The organism is Chondrinema litorale (genome assembly GCF_026250525.1).
In the GTDB taxonomy this organism is placed as follows: domain Bacteria; phylum Bacteroidota; class Bacteroidia; order Cytophagales; family Flammeovirgaceae; genus Chondrinema; species Chondrinema litorale.
Genome location: NZ_CP111043.1, coordinates 229,928 through 246,642, shown reverse-complemented (window position 1 = coordinate 246,642; position 16,715 = coordinate 229,928). Strand labels below are relative to the sequence as shown.

At 32.2% G+C, this 16,715-nt stretch carries 12 protein-coding genes; 7 read left to right on the top strand and 5 right to left on the bottom strand.

The window, feature by feature from the left end:
- Positions 1 to 101: 101 nt before the first annotated feature.
- Positions 102 to 794 carry a zinc metallopeptidase gene (locus tag OQ292_RS01070; RefSeq protein WP_284684196.1) on the top strand — a complete coding sequence of 231 codons (693 nt, stop codon included), beginning with the start codon at positions 102 to 104 and terminating at the stop codon, positions 792 to 794.
- Between the two features lie 54 nt (positions 795 to 848).
- Here OQ292_RS01070 and OQ292_RS01065 read toward each other — a convergent pair whose 3' ends face one another.
- The gene (locus tag OQ292_RS01065) at positions 849 to 2,228 is read right to left on the bottom strand and encodes a carboxypeptidase-like regulatory domain-containing protein (RefSeq protein WP_284684195.1); all 1,380 of its coding nucleotides are present in this window, start codon (positions 2,226 to 2,228) and stop codon (positions 849 to 851) included.
- A 375-nt stretch (positions 2,229 to 2,603) separates the two neighbouring features.
- On the opposite strand from OQ292_RS01065, the gene OQ292_RS01060 reads away from it, so the two are divergent.
- Together OQ292_RS01060 and OQ292_RS01055 are read left to right on the top strand one after the other, a co-directional pair.
- Positions 2,604 to 3,296, top strand: a complete 693-nt coding sequence (locus tag OQ292_RS01060) for a glycosyltransferase family 2 protein (protein ID WP_284684194.1) — start codon at positions 2,604 to 2,606, stop codon at positions 3,294 to 3,296.
- A gap of 204 nt (positions 3,297 to 3,500) precedes the next feature.
- Positions 3,501 to 3,653: a hypothetical protein gene (locus tag OQ292_RS01055; protein ID WP_284684193.1), complete on the top strand. Its 153-nt coding sequence runs from the start codon at positions 3,501 to 3,503 to the stop codon at positions 3,651 to 3,653.
- Between the two features lie 147 nt (positions 3,654 to 3,800).
- Here the strand turns inward: OQ292_RS01055 and OQ292_RS01050 are convergent, their stop codons facing one another.
- Entirely contained in the window at positions 3,801 to 5,765 is a 1,965-nt protein-coding gene (locus OQ292_RS01050; RefSeq protein ID WP_284684192.1) for an OPT family oligopeptide transporter, read from the bottom strand.
- Positions 5,766 to 5,878: 113 nt separating this feature from the next.
- Between OQ292_RS01050 and OQ292_RS01045 the strand changes: the two genes are divergently transcribed.
- Together OQ292_RS01045 and OQ292_RS01040 are read left to right on the top strand one after the other, a co-directional pair.
- Positions 5,879 to 6,664 carry a class I SAM-dependent methyltransferase gene (locus OQ292_RS01045; protein WP_284684191.1) on the top strand — a complete coding sequence of 262 codons (786 nt, stop codon included), beginning with the start codon at positions 5,879 to 5,881 and terminating at the stop codon, positions 6,662 to 6,664.
- 336 nt (positions 6,665 to 7,000) lie between these two features.
- Positions 7,001 to 7,411, top strand: coding sequence for a response regulator (locus tag OQ292_RS01040; RefSeq protein WP_284684190.1), 411 nt, complete (start codon positions 7,001 to 7,003; stop codon positions 7,409 to 7,411).
- A 60-nt stretch (positions 7,412 to 7,471) separates the two neighbouring features.
- Here OQ292_RS01040 and OQ292_RS01035 read toward each other — a convergent pair whose 3' ends face one another.
- The 3 genes from OQ292_RS01035 to OQ292_RS01025 all read right to left on the bottom strand — a co-directional run bounded on the left by OQ292_RS01035 (position 7,472) and on the right by OQ292_RS01025 (position 12,939).
- Positions 7,472 to 8,251: an outer membrane beta-barrel protein gene (locus OQ292_RS01035; protein ID WP_284684189.1), complete on the bottom strand. Its 780-nt coding sequence runs from the start codon at positions 8,249 to 8,251 to the stop codon at positions 7,472 to 7,474.
- Between the two features lie 315 nt (positions 8,252 to 8,566).
- On the bottom strand, positions 8,567 to 10,183 hold the full coding sequence (locus OQ292_RS01030; protein ID WP_284684188.1) for an amidohydrolase: 1,617 nt from the start codon (positions 10,181 to 10,183) through the stop codon (positions 8,567 to 8,569).
- Positions 10,184 to 10,350: 167 nt separating this feature from the next.
- Positions 10,351 to 12,939 carry a DNA gyrase/topoisomerase IV subunit A gene (locus tag OQ292_RS01025; RefSeq protein ID WP_431733752.1) on the bottom strand — a complete coding sequence of 863 codons (2,589 nt, stop codon included), beginning with the start codon at positions 12,937 to 12,939 and terminating at the stop codon, positions 10,351 to 10,353.
- Between the two features lie 155 nt (positions 12,940 to 13,094).
- Between OQ292_RS01025 and OQ292_RS01020 the strand changes: the two genes are divergently transcribed.
- Both OQ292_RS01020 and OQ292_RS01015 read left to right on the top strand, forming a co-directional pair.
- Positions 13,095 to 14,660, top strand: coding sequence for a sensor histidine kinase (locus tag OQ292_RS01020; protein WP_284684186.1), 1,566 nt, complete (start codon positions 13,095 to 13,097; stop codon positions 14,658 to 14,660).
- A 46-nt stretch (positions 14,661 to 14,706) separates the two neighbouring features.
- Positions 14,707 to 16,692 carry a transglutaminase family protein gene (locus OQ292_RS01015; RefSeq protein ID WP_284684185.1) on the top strand — a complete coding sequence of 662 codons (1,986 nt, stop codon included), beginning with the start codon at positions 14,707 to 14,709 and terminating at the stop codon, positions 16,690 to 16,692.
- The last annotated feature ends 23 nt before the right edge of the window (positions 16,693 to 16,715 follow it).

Here is a 16,715-nt window from a genome sequence, read left to right as displayed (position 1 = left end):
AATTTTGTCAGTAAAATAGGAAGAAAAATGAAATAGTCTGAAAATTGTAATTAGAGATTTATAGAACTTAGATTTTGTATCAACTTTAATAAATTATAAATATGTTTTGGATCATTTTTATAGGCTTTTTACTGCTTAGCTGGATTGTAAGCAGTAGGTTAAAAAATAAATTTAGAAAATATTCGCAGATACCTTTGCAGTCAGGTTTGAGTGGGGCAGAGGTTGCTAGACAAATGCTTCACGATAATCGCATTTATGATGTAGAGGTAATTTCAGTTCCGGGTAAATTAAGTGACCACTATAACCCGGCAAATAAAACTGTAAACTTGAGTGAGGAAGTATATCATGGTAGAAGTGCCGCTTCTGCTGCCATTGCAGCCCACGAGTGTGGACATGCAGTGCAACATGCTACTGCTTACAGCTTTTTGGAATTTCGCTCTGCAATGGTTCCTGTTCAAAGTGCTAGTGCTAAAATTTTGAACTTCATCTTCTTATTTAGTTTTATTGGAGGTATCTTTTTTATGCAGTTTCCAATTCAGTTGGTATTATTAGTAATTATTGCTTGTTATGGCGTGATTTCACTATTTAGTATCATAACACTTCCTGTCGAGTTGGATGCAAGTAAGCGTGCATTGGCATGGATTAGCGATAGGGGAGTTGTTAGCTCATCGGAGTATGCTATGTCTAAAGATGCATTAAAATGGGCTGCTTTAACTTATGTAGTTGCTGCATTAAGTTCAATTACAATGTTGTTGTACTACGTATTGCAGTTTGTAGGAATGTCTGATGATTAATAACTAAATGATATATAAGAAAAGGGACTTGATTAATTTCAAGTCCCTTTTTTTTTACATTTCTTCGAGTTTCAATTCGTCTTTCAGAAATTCTTCTAAGATGTTTTCAAATGGTTTAGCATCTATAGGACCTACAGAAGGTTTAATATAATTTGTGTTATTTAGGTCTGTTAGGAAGATGTACTCTCCATTAGTAGCAGTAGCTACAAACCTTAAAAACATTTCAGTTTCTTTATCAATACTTTTAGTTACAATCGGAACAATTTGAATTCCTTTAGCAGCAGCTTCTTTTACACTGGCCTTAATTAATTCTTTGTTTGTGCTTTTTACTGAAGGTAAATCGTCCACTGCCCAGAATAAAAATCTTGCTTGTTTCTCTTCTGACCACTCGTACATTTCAACGATTTTAGCTAAAGCATATTCGTAGCTTGCATCTATTGTAGCGCTTTTGTTTTTATATTCAAAGTCCTTGATAAAATCGATATCAAAACCATTTGGATCGTACTGATGATGGAAAATAAACTCACTGTTTATATTTGCTGTTCCTTCAAATTTTTGTTTTACGTTTTGGAAAGACTGAATAATACTTTGTAAATCTTTATTTGTGTTTTCAGAAAGATTTCCTGTTAGTACGATGTCTGCACCAGCTTTGTCTGCTTTTGCTTGAGACTTAAAAATTAGATGATAAACTCCTCCTCCAGCTCTTATGGCTTTAAAGCTTTGAGATTTATCATCATATTCTACTACAGCAGTGTATTTGTCTGATGGAATAAACTCAAACATATCTGGCCACATCTCAACCTTGCCAGATTGGTCGGTTACTGCTTTCCATAATTGTTTTTCTTTTCTAGAATAGAAGATTACAACAGCATTGCTTATAGGTTCATTTTTTTCTGTTTCAACATAAGTAGTTACTCTGTTTTCAACATACATTCCCCATTGATCTTCTATTTTATCGTAACCTTCATCAATTAAAAGGTCCATAAAGTTTTCCCAGTTACCTTCTTTGGTATCATCCCAAATAGATGCATATAAAGCACTCTTATCGCTAGAGATGTAGAAGTTATCTCTGGGCTTACCTTGCACTCTGTTATTAGTGTTACGAGTAAGCTCAGCATTGTTTGGTTGAAGTATTATTTCTAAGTTTTCTGTGTCTTCTGCAATTTCTATTTTTTTATCTAAGTAACCAGCAAGTGAGAAAACTAAGGTTAAATTGCCTTGTGGAACTCTTAGAGTAAATTTACCTTCTGCATTTGTAATGCCACCAATATTACTTTCTTCTACTTTAATACTAACACCAGGAATACTCATAGATGCATCTTCACTTAATACCTTTCCTGTTATTAGTCTATTTTTACTTGTTTCGGCTAAGGTTGTACCTATCGAAACAAGAATCAGAATACAAATAGTTATAGCTTCAGTTAATTGTTTCATATTATCTAATCAGTTAAATGTTTTTTGTTTGGTTCGAGATGTAATGTTTTACATCGTTATTGTGAATGAGCTCTATGTAATATTCGGGCTTTTATTTAAAAAAAAGAATAGTATTGGCTTTGTCATTTACATACTTTAAGATTTAGTTAAATAGAATAAAATATTATAAATACTGTATTAATAGAATTATAATTCTGAATAAATTGTTTTATTCAAAGTAAATAATTGCATTGATTAATTTAATTGTTTGATTATTATTGGTAGGTTATCTCTTTTAGCAAAGCCGTTTTAACAATCATTATATGTAAGTAATCTTCTTTTTAAGAAAATTATGTGATGTAAATTCGCGCTTTACTATGTATAAATTTAGCTATAATGTTTGAAATATTTGTGATTATACCAGCTTTTAATGAGGAGAAGTCAATAAAAAATGTGATTAATGATATTCCCGAAGAGTTGGTGAAAGAAATAGTTGTAGTAGACAACAACTCCACAGACAATACTCCTAATGAAGTTCTTAAAACTCAAGCAATTTTACTAAAAGAAACAAGAAAAGGATATGGCTCTGCGTGCTTAAAAGGTATTGAATACTTAAAGCAGAAAATCACAGATATAGAAAATAGTATAATTGTTTTTCTCGATGGAGATTATTCAGATTATCCCGAACAAATGGAATTTGTAGTTGCCCCAATTATAGATCATCAGGTTGATATGGTGATAGGCTCTAGAGCTTTAGGTAAAAAAGATAAAGGATCTATGACTCCGCAGCAAATTTTTGGCAATTGGCTAGCTACATACCTTATGAAAATAATATATGGTGCAAAATTTACTGACCTCGGGCCATTTAGAGCAATTAGATTTGATGCTTTACTCGCTTTAAATATGATTGACACCAATTACGGTTGGACAGTTGAAATGCAGTTAAAAGCGGCAAAGAATAAATTGAGGTTTTGTGAGGTTCCTGTTGATTATAGAAAGCGCATTGGTGTATCTAAAGTATCTGGAACAGTTAAAGGGACAATTGGAGCAGGTTACAAGATTTTGTATACGATTTTTAGGTATATGTAAATTTAACAAATAAGTAACATTGTGTATTTGGGCTAAAATTTCAAAAGTGTCCGATTTTGTACGATAGTGTTTAGTATCGAACAATCTTATATTTGATAGTAATAGCTATTTTGATTATAACTTACTGATAATCATTTTGTTAAATAGTGTTGGTACGCCCTTTGGTAAATTGAAATCAAATGTTAAGGTTAAAAAAATTACGCAATGGAACTTTTCAACAAAAATACTAAAGCAATTATAAAGATATCACTAGTTATTATTCTATTGAGCTTCTTAGGACTTAAGTCTAAGGCTGCAGTAGAAAGTGAAAATGACTGTCAACAAAATGAAATCGAATTGAATGATGAGCAAAAATAATTACTAAAAAAGGTAACCTTTTTTTAAAAAGGAAGTACAAAGAGACTATAAGTATTTATACTAATCAAGATATTTTCCTAGTGTCAAATTAATTTAAATAATAAAGCAAAAAGCCACTTTAATTTAAAAGTGGCTTTTTTTATTTGTTTATTTCTGCTTATAAACTTTCTTCATAATATGTATCAGAAAGTATATAATGAAAATAAATAATATCAATCCCGGAATACTTTCCCACATCGGGGTCTCAAATACCTTAATTTTTTTAGCATAATTAAATACAATTAAAAAGGCAATCATAATTCCCATTAGTGCTTCTCCGGTTATTAAACCAGAAGCTATAAGCAATCCTGCTTTGCTACTCCTGTCTTTTGCAATTTCATGTTGCTCAGTATTGTTGGCATTTTTTGCTTGCTTACTATAGTATCTTTCAATTATCCAAGCTATTACACCACCTACAAAAATTGCTGAATCAAGTTCAAAAGGTAGGTATATTCCAACAGCAACAGCTAGCACAGGCATTCTAAAGTTAGCGTTAATTTTAGCTAAATATTGATCTATAGCTATTATTATAGCTCCAATAATACCACCAATAGTAACCATATTCCAAGGAAGATCACCACCAAAGATACCTGTGGCTACACTCTGCATTAGTGCAGCTTGTGGAGCAGTAAGAGAATCTGGGTTAGCATCAGTTGCTGGGCCAATTCCATATGCTTCTAATAAGTAACTTAATACTGGAGCGATAGCGACTGCCCCGGCAATAACACCTACAACTTGCATAATTTGTTGTTTATATGGTGTTGAACCAAGCATATGTCCTGCTTTTAAATCTTGCATATTATCACCAGCAATGGCAGCGGCACAGCAAACTACTGCGCCAATTAATATTGCACCTGCTGCACCTCTGGCGGCATCTTCTGTACCCATTAAAGCGGCAAGCAATAAAGCTGCAGATAATATAGTAGCAATTGTAACTCCCGAAATAGGGTTATTTGAGCTTCCTACTAAGCCAGCCATATAACCAGCTACAGATGAAAATAGAAAGCCTGCAATTACCATAATAATCGCCATAAATGCAGTAATACCAACATTTTCTATTTCTGAGAGGTAAATTAGAAATATGGGTACGATCATTACTCCAATGCCAATTATTACCCAAGACATTGGTGTGTCTAAATTTGTTCTAGCAGTTTCTGATAGCGAAGATTTACTTTTCCTAAAAGCTTCAACTCCAGATTGAAATGCTGTTTTTAATGAACTTCTAATACTAATAAGTGCCCAGAAACCACCGACAATCATTGCGCCTACTCCTAAATATCTGATTTGACTATTCCAAACAGAGTAACCAGCGTCTACAGCAGATACTCCTTCTGGTGCGCCAAATAAATAAATGTGTATAGGAATGGCTAAGTACCAACTTATAGCTCCACCGAGAAAAATTAGAAAAGCGATGTTTAAACCAACAATATAACCAACTGCAACTAGAGCAGGAGAGAGGTTGATGCCAAAGTATAGAAAAGCTTTACCCTTTAAAATTGTACCTTTTTCGAAAACGCCTGTCCATAATTTCATTGCTCCTTCGGAGAGTTTAAACAAACCTCCTATTAAACCACCATAGACTAAGTATTTAATAAATCCTCCTTCAGATTCACCAGTTTTCAATACTTCTGAAGTGGCAATTCCTTCTGGGAATTTCAATTTTTCCTTTACAATTAGTGCTTTTCTCAAAGGAATTGTAAATAAAATACCCAAGATACCTCCTGCTAAGGCTATTAATGTGGTTTCTGTATAATTAAAATCTTCCCAATAACCCATTAAAATGAGTGCTGGAATAGTAAAAATTACACCAGCTGCTAAAGACTCTCCGGCAGAGGCAGCTGTTTGTACAAGGTTATTTTCTAAAATACTAGAGTTTTTAAACGCTCTAAGTATAGCCATAGAGATAACTGCTGCTGGTATTGATGCAGAAACCGTCATACCGGCAAATAAACCGAAGTATGCATTTGCAGCAGATAAAACAATTGAGAGAATGGCTCCTAGAATTACGGCTCGAATAGTTAGTTCAGTGACTTTTTGGTCGGGTTTAATGTATGGTTCTTTTTCAGTATCCATTTGTATTAACTTGTTATTTTTTTGTAGCCCTTATTAAACTTTGATTTGAAATATAGTATGAAATGTTATCGAATAAAGGTTTATCCCGTAATTTTTTTTGAGATTAGCAGATTATGAGAAAATATCTTTTTGAGTTTGAAGATTTTGATTGGTATCCTGAGTCTTTTAGGAATATACAAACCAATTTCCTTCAATTGATTATGCAAACTTTTGATGTATTTATAAATGTATACCCGAAGATTTTTAAAGTAATAAGTTTGACAAATCATAAGAACTTTATAGATTTTTGTTCTGGTGGTGGTGGAGTAATTCTACATTTACGAAAAGCATATAAGGATAAATATAATGAAGAATTTAGGGCAGTTTTAACTGATAAATATCCAAATATTGAAGCATTTAAGAAGATAAATAAAAGTACTGATGGTGAAGTAAATTTTAGAAAAGATTCAGTAGATGTTACTGAGCTAAATGAAAATTTTATTGGCTTTTGGACAGTATTTAATGCATTTCATCATCTATCACCTTTTGCTGCAACAAAGTTTTTAAACAAAGCAGTTGAGAAATCTATGCCTATCGCAATAGCAGAGCCACTTGATAAAAACATAATTACCATTTTATTTCAGTCGGTTTTTCTAGTATTGTTCATGTTTCTATCGTTCCCATTTTTAAAGACTTTTACCCTAAAAACTTTTTTATTCACTTATATAATACCTGTAATTCCATTCTGTGTAGTTTGGGATGGTTGGGTGTCTGTATTAAAAGTTTATAGGAAAAATGAAGTAAAAAAAATGGTAGCAATTGCTGATCGTGACAAAAAATATATCTGGGAAATAGGATTAGAAAAACATCAATTTGGAAAAGTTAGCTATATAATAGGATATCAAAATCCGCAGATATAAATTTGGTTTCATCCTAAATTAGTGGTATATGATTTTTTCTTATTTAAAATTTGAAGAATTATAACCAAAAACATGATTTTTTCAAAGATTTTCCAACACTCCAATTTTTATTTTGTTTAAGATTAGGCTTAACAATCATTAAATGTTTGTCGTTTTTTTATAAAAAAAATCCCTTTTAACAGGTATACTATATATTGATTAATCATTTAGATTTGAAAATATCTATATAAAAAAGCCAGAAATTACATAAGTGGGTTCAATTTCTATTAGTTGAAATTTGATACTAAATGGTGTATATCTTTTGCATTAAATAAAGAAAAATAAATAAACTTGCTAATGACTCAATTTAATACAGTCTTAATAATCGATGATGACGAGATCAGTAATTTTGTAAGTCATAAACTAATAGAACAAAGTTCATTTGCCAAGAATATCATTTCTTATGATTGTGCACAAAATGCACTTTCTTACATTAATGAAATGGTGAATAATAATATTGATGACCTACCAGATATGATATTGCTGGATATAAATATGCCAGTAATGGATGGATGGAAGTTTTTAGAAGAATATTCTGGATTGATGGAAGGTGTTAATAAAAAAATAGCTTTATATATGCTTTCTTCGTCTGTATACAGTAAAGATTTTGAAGTTGCTTCAAAAAATAAATATGTAACTGGTTATATCGTAAAACCACTTTCAAGAGAGAAACTAGACGAAATCTGTAAAGTTAAAGAATCTGTATAATTGATTGATAAATATAAAGTGCTGCTTTTCAACAAGCAACACTTTATAACAGTTTGCAGATTAATTGTTTAAGCCTGGAAGAGCTCTATTTAAACTTCTACCACTTGTTGGTAAAATATACTGTAGCTTAACAGTGAGCATACCATATAAGTCATTCAAATTTGGGTTACCACCAGCAATTGTAGCATTATCTGAGTTTTTTATTATCTGATCAGTTTTAGTGTTGACTGCATTGTAATAGCTGATAGCTGCAGGGCTTAACTCACTCACAGGAATTTCTTTTCTGCTAACACCATCTAGATAATCAGTATTTGTAAGTCTATATCCGCCATCTAATACAATAGCAAAAGTCGGAGTAACCTTATAGCGTATTCCTAAGCCAAAAGGCATAATTAAAGCTGGATTTTTAATTTTTGTTCCTTCAATATCGTATAGTGGTAAATCATAATAGCTACCTGGAACTCTTCCTTCTGGATCTACTTTAGTAATACCTCCACCTATATATGTAAAGAAATCTAATCGATTGCGAGGGTACATAATCATAACTGCTGCATATAATTCGTAGTTGTTCGATCTAAAACTTCTATTTCTACTTGCAACATGATCATCTGCGCTTAGCTGATATAAACTACCTCCGGCTTTTAGCGAGATATTTTCGTGTAATTTATACCATGTTTCAAAATTAAAAGCTGGTCTCAGATTGCTAATACCAGTTTGATCTAAATCACCAGCGTAAGCAGTCATACCAAAACCACCTGCAAAGCTCCATTTAGTAAATTGGGCTTTAGTAGGTAGTACATACAAAAAGAGTATTGTAGCGGTAAGAAAAAGTAATCTCATATTTAGTAATTAAAGTGATACAAAAAAGTTTGTCCAACGTGGGTTGGTAAAAAAATAGTGAGCTGATTGAAGAGAAAGAAGTATTAAAAAATTTGATTGATTGAAATATCAAATTTCTACAATATTGATAGTATTATATTCATATAAAACAGCAAATATGATACAATTGTTTATGTAATATTAGACAATCTATATTTATCTTGATATACAGAATTTGAATTTTTTTATGCTTTTTCTTCTAAAAAAAGAAAAGACTACTCTGAAATAAAGAGTAGTCTAAAATTTATAGCGTATTAATAAATGTAATGTAACCTGTTATTCTCTACCTCCATCAGTTGATTTTTCTTTGCTTTCTTTTATTGTAGGATAAGTAATTCCCAGTTGTTCTAGATATGTATCGTATTTTTCAGGATTGTAGTAATACTTTTTTAATTCTGGCTTATAAGTTTCCATTATTTTTGTGTTCAATTCAACAGCGGGCTTATCTTCATCATTTAAGAAAGGAGTGTATTCTGTTTCTTTTGTTTGAACATCTTTAAAGTATGTCCATGCTTCTTTAAGAAGTTCTGGCTTAAGAAAGAAGTCGAGCAATGTCATTGCTTCTGCTTGAGCTCCTACCACCAATCCTTTATGAGCAATAGGAGTAGCCATAGCAACAGCATTTGACCAGTGATGGCCTTGTAAACCAGGAATGTTTGATGGATACCTTAAGTTGATGGTTGGAACTTTCCACGAAATGTCTGCAATGTCATCAGAACCACCACCCATGTTGAATTTAACTGGTAAACCTAATTCTGAAAGTTCAGTAGCAAGACCGTTTTCATCTGATCCTACTTCTTTTTGAAGAGATTTAGCTAATAATTGATCTTTTTCATCCCACTCAGGTAAACCAATTTCTTTAATGTTATCATACATTGTTTCAGCCATTACTTTGTTAAAATGTTTTGGCCATGCACTTCCTAAATATCTCCATGTAACCTCAGTGTTGGTCATCATGGCAGATCCTTTGGCAATTTTAATGGCTTCGTCGTACATATTTTTTATGCCAGGATAAGACGTGTCTCTGAAATAGTACCAAACAGATGCTATAGAAGGAACTACATTCGGCTGGTCGCCGCCATTTGTAATTACATAGTGAGATCTTTGTGTAATTGGTAGGTGTTCTCTTTTAAAGTTCCAACCAATATTCATTAATTCAACCGCATCTAGTGCACTTCTACCTCTCCAAGGACTACCTGCCGCGTGCGCAGCTTCACCTTCAAATGTGAATTCTACAGATACTAAACCATTACCTCTAGCTGCTCCATAAGATACCTCTAAGTTGTTTCCTACATGGGTGAAAATTACTGCATCTACATCGTCGAAGTATCCATCTCTTACAAAAAAAGCTTTTGTTCCAACTAGTTCTTCAGCAACACCTGGCCATAGAATAATAGTACCTGGAATATTTTCTCTTTCCATAATTTCTTTTACCACTAAGGCTGCTGTTACATTTAGTGCTTGTCCTGAGTTATGACCTTCTCCATGTCCGGGAGCACCTTCAATTATTGGGTCATGATAGGCTACACCAGGTTTTTGAGAAGCTTTCGGAATACAATCAAGATCACTACCAATTGCAATAACTGGCTCACCTGAACCCCATTTTGCTATCCATGCTGTAGGAATATTAGAGATGTTATTCTCAATAGTGAATCCGTTTTCTTCAAGAATATTAGTGATGTATTTAGAGGTTTCATACTCTTGAAAGCCAAGTTCTGAGAAGCTGAATATTTTATCATTCATTACCTGAGTAAATTTCTTTTTCTCAGCTACTTTTTGTTTTGCTTCTTCTTTTAATGCTTTAATTTTTTTTTCTGTTACTTTTTTAGTTTGTCCATAACTAGCTAGCAGAGGAACTAAAAATAACAATAAGAGTGTGAGAGACTTTTTCATGTTAATTAGGGGTTTGTTGACTGTTGGATTTAATACAATTTAGTATTTATTCAAGATTAAATATAATCATTATTAGCAAAGCTTTTGTGATTTATTTTATAATGAATAGAAATAAAAAAAGCAGAACTCTTTAGAGTTCTGCTTTTTTATAAAAATTAGATTTAGACTTAAAAGAGTTTTAATTGCTCTTTGTTATTGTCTTCATCATTGTCGTCGTTTGAATTGTCTTTATTCTTTTTGTCATTTAAATCCTCTATCGGATCGTCATTAGACAGAAGTTTAACTTTCATTACTTTATCGTAAGAAAGTTTGTTTCCCATTGCTTTCCATCCCTTTACATCGATAAATTCGTCGAGTTTAATTTTTTCCCACTCAAGTTCTTTCTTGCTGTTTTTAGTTTGAATTTCTACAAGCGGTTCCTTTTGAGAAGTTGCCAGTACATGCTTTGAACCTGGATTTTCACTAATAAACAAATACTTTTTATCTAGTGTGGTTGTCTCAACTTTAAAGCGCTTTACATAATGAGATTTATTCTTCCCATCGTAATGGATGGCAGTATAAATTCCTTCAGGATTGAATTTTTTGATATGAACGATATTTCTATAATCGTATCTGTTGGTGAGCTCGAAGTTAGTTAATTCGTATTCGCCAGTATTATAGAAAATTATTATACGATCATCTTCTTTAAACTTGCCTAGGTATAAGCCATTATCATCTTTATTTAATGTGCCAATAGCATCATCGTACCAAATGTCTGCGGCTGCTAGTGTAGAAACACCTTCTCTTTTCAGCTTAATGCTTCTTATTGGATATTTCGATAAAATGTTTCCTCTTGCACCTCTGCCTTTTATATCTAATTCGGTAAAGTCGTAGTCAAATATTTTTGTTTTTGCTTTACTAGCATGAGTTAATTTAACTGTAACCAGCTCGGCTTCTCCATTGGGGTTAGATGTAAAGTAAAGTACTTTTGTGCCTTTAGTACCAGTTGTTAAATCGTACTCTCTATCACGAGTAACAGCTAATACCTGAAAGCGTTTAACTCTCGAAATACCAGTTTTACCATCTCTATATATTAGGTTATAAACCTTTCTTTCGTCACCTTTTACAAAAACTTCAGCATGTAAAATGTTTTTACCAACAAATACTTTATCTGAAATTTTAGTTACTAAGCATATACCATCTTGTCTAAAAACAATTATGTCATCAATATCGGAGCATTCACAAACATATTCGTCTTTTTTGAGTCCATAACCAATAAAACCTTCTTTTCTATCTATATAGAGTTTGGTGTTATTGGCAGCAACTTTAGTTGCTGTTATAGTATCAAAAGTACTTATTTCCGTTTTTCTTTCTTTACCCTTGCTGTATTTCTTAAGTAAGTTTTCAAAATAATCAACGGTGTAATCTATTGGGTTTTCAAGATGATAGTTTATCACTTCAAGTTCTTCAGAGAGTTTTCTCATTAACTCATCTGCCTTAAAGGTATCAAACTTTGAAATCCTCTTTATTTTGATTTCTGTTAATCGAATAATATCATCTTGAGTGATAGCTCTGTAAAACTCTTTTTTATAAGGCTCTAACCCTTTGTCGATCGTTTCAAGAACCGCTTCCCAAGTTTCACATTCTTCAATATCTCTATATATCTTATTTTCGATGAAGATTTTTTCAAGTGAAGAGAAAAGTAATTTCTCCATCAATTCACCTTGTCTGATCTTCAGCTCTTGTTTTAATAACTCAAGAGTTTGCTCTGTGCAAATTTTCAGAATCTCATTTACGCTGATAAATCGAGGTTTTTCATCGATAATTACACAGGCATTTGGCGATATAGAAACTTCACAATCTGTAAAAGCATAGAGAGCTGCAATAGTAACATCTGGTGATTGCCCTTGTGAAAGATGAATTTCTACCTCAATATCTCTGGCAGTATTATCAACTACTTTTCTAATCTTGATTTTACCCTGATCATTTGCTTTAATAATAGAGTCTATCAAGCTTTGAGTTGTAGTGCTAAAAGGTATGTCTTTTATAAGTAGTGTTTTGTTATCGCGACTCTCGATTTTAGCTCTTACACGAATTCTACCACCCTTTAAGCCTTCATTATAATTGGAGAAGTCTGCCAGACCACCAGTCGGAAAATCTGGTACAATACTGACACTTTTTCCTTTTAAAATTTTAATGGAAGCTTGTATTAGTTCGCAGAAGTTATGAGGCATTATTTTAGTTGCCAAACCAACTGCGATACCTTCAGCTCCTTGTGCCAACAGCAAAGGAAACTTAACAGGAAGTGTAACAGGCTCTTTTTTTCTACCATCGTAAGAAAGCTGCCAGTTTGTAGTTTGAGGGTTGTAAACTACATCTAATGCAAATTTTGAAAGTCTGGCTTCAATATAACGTGAAGCAGCTGCTCTGTCACCAGTCCTGATATCTCCCCAGTTACCCTGAGTATCTATCAGCATATCTTTTTGACCGATGTTTACAATAGCGTCACCTATAGAAGCATCACCATGCGGGTGAAACTGCATAGTGCTACCAATAATATTGGCTACTTTGTTAAATCTACCATCGTCCAGTTCTTTCATTGCATGAAGGATCCGCCTTTGAACAGGCTTTAATCCATCTTCAATTGTAGGAACAGCTCTTTCAAGAATTACATATGAAGCGTAATCTAGAAACCAGTTTTCGTACATGCCCGAAACTGGTGTTACATTATGAGTATTGTGATTATCTTTTGTTTCTCCGTTTTCCACTTTGCTCAACCAACTTTTACGTATTATGCAAATTTAATTTATTAAGGGTATATTAAAAAAAGATATTCTTATTTACACCAGCTTAAATTAAATAAAAAAGGTTTTCGCGCTTTATAATTTAGATATTTATAGCTAAATATGGTGATACTCTTTTTGCTCAGAAAATGAACTCCATAAAATACTTTTTCTTTAAGCTGTTTGATGTTTCAGATTTTCCAGCAAGATGGTTTTGTGGAAAGTGGTCAGACTTTCATGGTTGGCTTTATATATTTTCTAATTTATTAATTTGGGCATCGTATTTTGCTATACCTGCAATTCTCTTATATTTTTCAATTAAGAGGAAAGATGTTCCTTTTAAAGGAATATTCTTGTTGTTTGTGTTCTTTATACTTTTATGTGGATTATCTCATTTAATTGATGCTGTAATCTTTTGGATGCCAGTGTATCGGTTAAATGCAGTAATTCTGTTTTGTACAGGCATTGTGTCTACCATTACAGTAATCTCACTTTTTAAAGTTTTACCATCTGCTTTTGAACTTAAAACCCCTCAAGAACTCTCCAGAATTTTAGAACAAAGAACCGCTGAGTTAAAGCAAGCTAACTTAGAGTTAGAAAGTAGTAAAGATCTTCTAAAAAAACTGATTGATAATAATCCTGATGCTATAAGTAAGCTAGATAAAAATTATAAGCATCTATTTGTGAACAAATCAATTACGAAACATTTAGATGTATCACCAGAAATTATAGAAGGCAAAACATACGATGATCTCGCTTACCCAAATAAGTTAAAGCGATTTCTTGAAAAAAATATAGATAAGGCCATAGAGTCGGGTAACATCCTGCAAAAAAAAATTAAGTCTTTAGATTTAACTGAAAATGAGATTTCATTAAATGTTGTTTTTGTACCACTTGCAAATGCCGAAAGGGGGGAGGTAGAAGTACTTACAATTGCCAGAGATATTACTAAAGAAGAAATTGCGAAAAAGGAACTGGCTTTTAAGATAAAAGAGCTTAATAAAACTACTAAGACACTTCGAGACCATAATAAGCAAATGGAAGATTTCTCTTATATAGTCTCACATAACTTAAGGTCTCCTATAAACAATATTATTTCTTTACTCGAACTCTATGAACTCGAAAGAGAAAGTAATAATGTAAAGCTTAATGATAACTCTAAAGAGATTTTTGATCATCTCAAAAAAGTTACTTTAAACTTAAATATTACTATTCAGGAGTTAACAGAAATCATCAATATTAAACTACACAAATTTGAAAATACAAAAGTGCTTTATTTCTCTGATCTACTTTTCAACCTCAAAGAGTCTTTAAAGTCTGAGATCGAAAGTAATAGGTTAGAAGTTATTGAAGAATTTGAAGCAGATTCTATTGAATTTGTGAAAGCATATATGGAAAGTATTTTACAAAATTTACTAACAAATGCTATCAAATATCGAGATACGGAAAAAAAGTCTTATGTTAAATTTTCTAGCAGAAATAAAGAGAATAAGGTTGTTTTAACCTGCGAGGATAATGGCTTGGGTATAGATATGGCAAAGTTTGGGAACGACATTTTTAGTTTAAGTAAAACTTTTCATAATCATCCGGATGCAAGAGGAGTTGGGTTATTTATGACAAAAAACCAGATAGAAGCATTTGGTGGTTCTATATCTGTAACAAGTGAACCCAGTGTAGGTACAACATTTACTCTCACTTTTATGAGGAGCAAATAATATCTATTTAAATAACACTAATACTATATTTTAAATACTATCACTAATGAACAAACTTTCAAAGAGAGTTTTGCTTATTGCAATTCTACTACTACCTATTTTACCAGCTTATTCAAATGCAAATCCTCCTGATTTTGAGTTGGTTACCAAAGAAGACCTAGAGAAAACAATCTGTGATATCGATTCAACTGCACCAGCGGCTTACCTATCTGATAAGGGCAGATCTTCCTTTTTTTATGATGATTATCAAGGTTTTATGATTCGTTTTGAGCGTAAATCTAGAATTCAGATTTACAAAAAAGATGGATTGGAATATGCTGATGTTGTAATTCCACTTTATAAAAAGGATAACAGAAGTATGGAGGTTTTGAAAGAAGTTGTAGCCTATACGTATAACCTTGAAAACGGCTCTGTTTTGCGAACTAAGCTTAGTCCGGGAGAAGTTTATGAAGAAGATTTAGAAGAGAAATACATCCTGAAAAAATTTACCTTACCCAAGGCTCAAGTAGGTTCAATTATAGATATCTATTACAAAGTAGAAAGCCCCTTTGTTGCAAACTTAGAAGATTGGAATTTTCAAAAAGCAATACCAGTAAAACTGAGTATGTATGAAGTATATATGCCACCATTTTTCGAATATGCCATCAATAAAAAAGGTTCAATAGAAATTAAAAATAGTGAGCCATTTTTAGATCGGGCAGAAAAGAGGTTTAATGGGATGGAATACAAAGATATGAACTATAAGTGGATGGCTAAAGACATACCTGCTTTTTATGAAGAAGCTTACATGACAGCCAAAAGCGATTATATTTCTAAAGTAGAATTTCAGCTAACAAAAATAAACTATCCAAATAGAGGTTCGGTGTCTTACATGTCTAGTTGGGAAGAACTCATTAAGCGTTTAACTAAAGAATCAAGTTTTGGTAGATTCCTAAAAATGAAAGTAGATAAAAATCTGATTAGTCAAATAACGGCAGGTTTATCTGATGATATTGAAAAAGCTAAAGCGATACATAAATATGTAAAAGAAAATTATAAATGGGACGGAGATTATGGAATGTATCCTTCTGATGAGTATAAAGATTTTGAAATGAAGAGAGAAGGCAATTGTACTGCAATTAACCTAACACTCTTAAACATGTTGGATGCCGCTGGTATAGAAGCTTATCCGTTATTGATAAGTACAAGAGATAATGGTTTAGTCGATTTTAATTATCCATTTATAGATGAGTTTAATTATACTGCTATTGTTATTAGCAATAATGATAATTACGTTTTAGTTGATGCTACAAGACGATTTTTACCATTTGCTATGTTGCCTTATGAATGTAGAAATGGTAGAGGTTTATTAGTAAAAAAGAATACATCTTTTGCCATTACCTTAAGTGAAAAAGGTTCTTTGTACCGTGTAGTTACTTTCTCAAATATTTTATATGATGCAGAAACTGAAACTCTAAAAGCAAAAGTAAATATTGCGGCATCTTTATATGCGGCTGTGGAGTATAGAGAGATTTATGGACAAGGAGAAGATGTATTTAAGAAGAAAATAATTGAATCTGAACAAGTAGAAGATCTATCTATTAGAAATCTTGATGATGATTTAGATGAGCCATTCAGAATAACTTATACAATTAATCTTGGAGATGCTTCAGCAGATATGTTATATATCAATCCTATTGTATTCGGTAAAATAACCGAAAATCCATTTAAACATCCAGTAAGAACATATCCGGTAGATTATAGTATTAAAACTTTATATGAATTCAGAACTTCTTTTGCTGTACCAGAGGGCTTTGAGTTAATGGAGTATCCAGAGTCTGATAAATTTCAAATTGCAGAAGACAAGGTAGGGTTTAGTTACAATAGCAGTTTTGTTGAATCAGTAAAGCAATTTCAATTATCTAATACATTATTAATTGCTTCGCCAGTGGTTGAGCCTGAATATTATCAGGATTTAAAAAGTCTTTATACCGATATTATAAATAAACTTGAGCAACCTATTATTATAAAAAGAATTAGTAAGTCTGAATAATTGCATTTGTTACTTTATTCAGT

Excerpts from the sequence above, each read along its gene's own strand:
- OQ292_RS01060 (WP_284684194.1), top strand. The coding sequence starts at position 2,604 with ATGTTTGAAATATTTGTGATTATACCAGCTTTTAATGAGGAGAAGTCA.
- OQ292_RS01050 (WP_284684192.1), bottom strand. The coding sequence starts at position 5,765 with ATGGATACTGAAAAAGAACCATACATTAAACCCGACCAAAAAGTCACT.
- OQ292_RS01020 (WP_284684186.1), top strand. The coding sequence starts at position 13,095 with ATGAACTCCATAAAATACTTTTTCTTTAAGCTGTTTGATGTTTCAGAT.
- OQ292_RS01065 (WP_284684195.1), bottom strand. The coding sequence starts at position 2,228 with ATGAAACAATTAACTGAAGCTATAACTATTTGTATTCTGATTCTTGTT.
- OQ292_RS01055 (WP_284684193.1), top strand. The coding sequence starts at position 3,501 with ATGGAACTTTTCAACAAAAATACTAAAGCAATTATAAAGATATCACTA.
- OQ292_RS01030 (WP_284684188.1), bottom strand. The coding sequence starts at position 10,183 with ATGAAAAAGTCTCTCACACTCTTATTGTTATTTTTAGTTCCTCTGCTA.
- OQ292_RS01015 (WP_284684185.1), top strand. The coding sequence starts at position 14,707 with ATGAACAAACTTTCAAAGAGAGTTTTGCTTATTGCAATTCTACTACTA.
- OQ292_RS01045 (WP_284684191.1), top strand. The coding sequence starts at position 5,879 with ATGAGAAAATATCTTTTTGAGTTTGAAGATTTTGATTGGTATCCTGAG.
- OQ292_RS01035 (WP_284684189.1), bottom strand. The coding sequence starts at position 8,251 with ATGAGATTACTTTTTCTTACCGCTACAATACTCTTTTTGTATGTACTA.
- OQ292_RS01040 (WP_284684190.1), top strand. The coding sequence starts at position 7,001 with ATGACTCAATTTAATACAGTCTTAATAATCGATGATGACGAGATCAGT.
- OQ292_RS01070 (WP_284684196.1), top strand. The coding sequence starts at position 102 with ATGTTTTGGATCATTTTTATAGGCTTTTTACTGCTTAGCTGGATTGTA.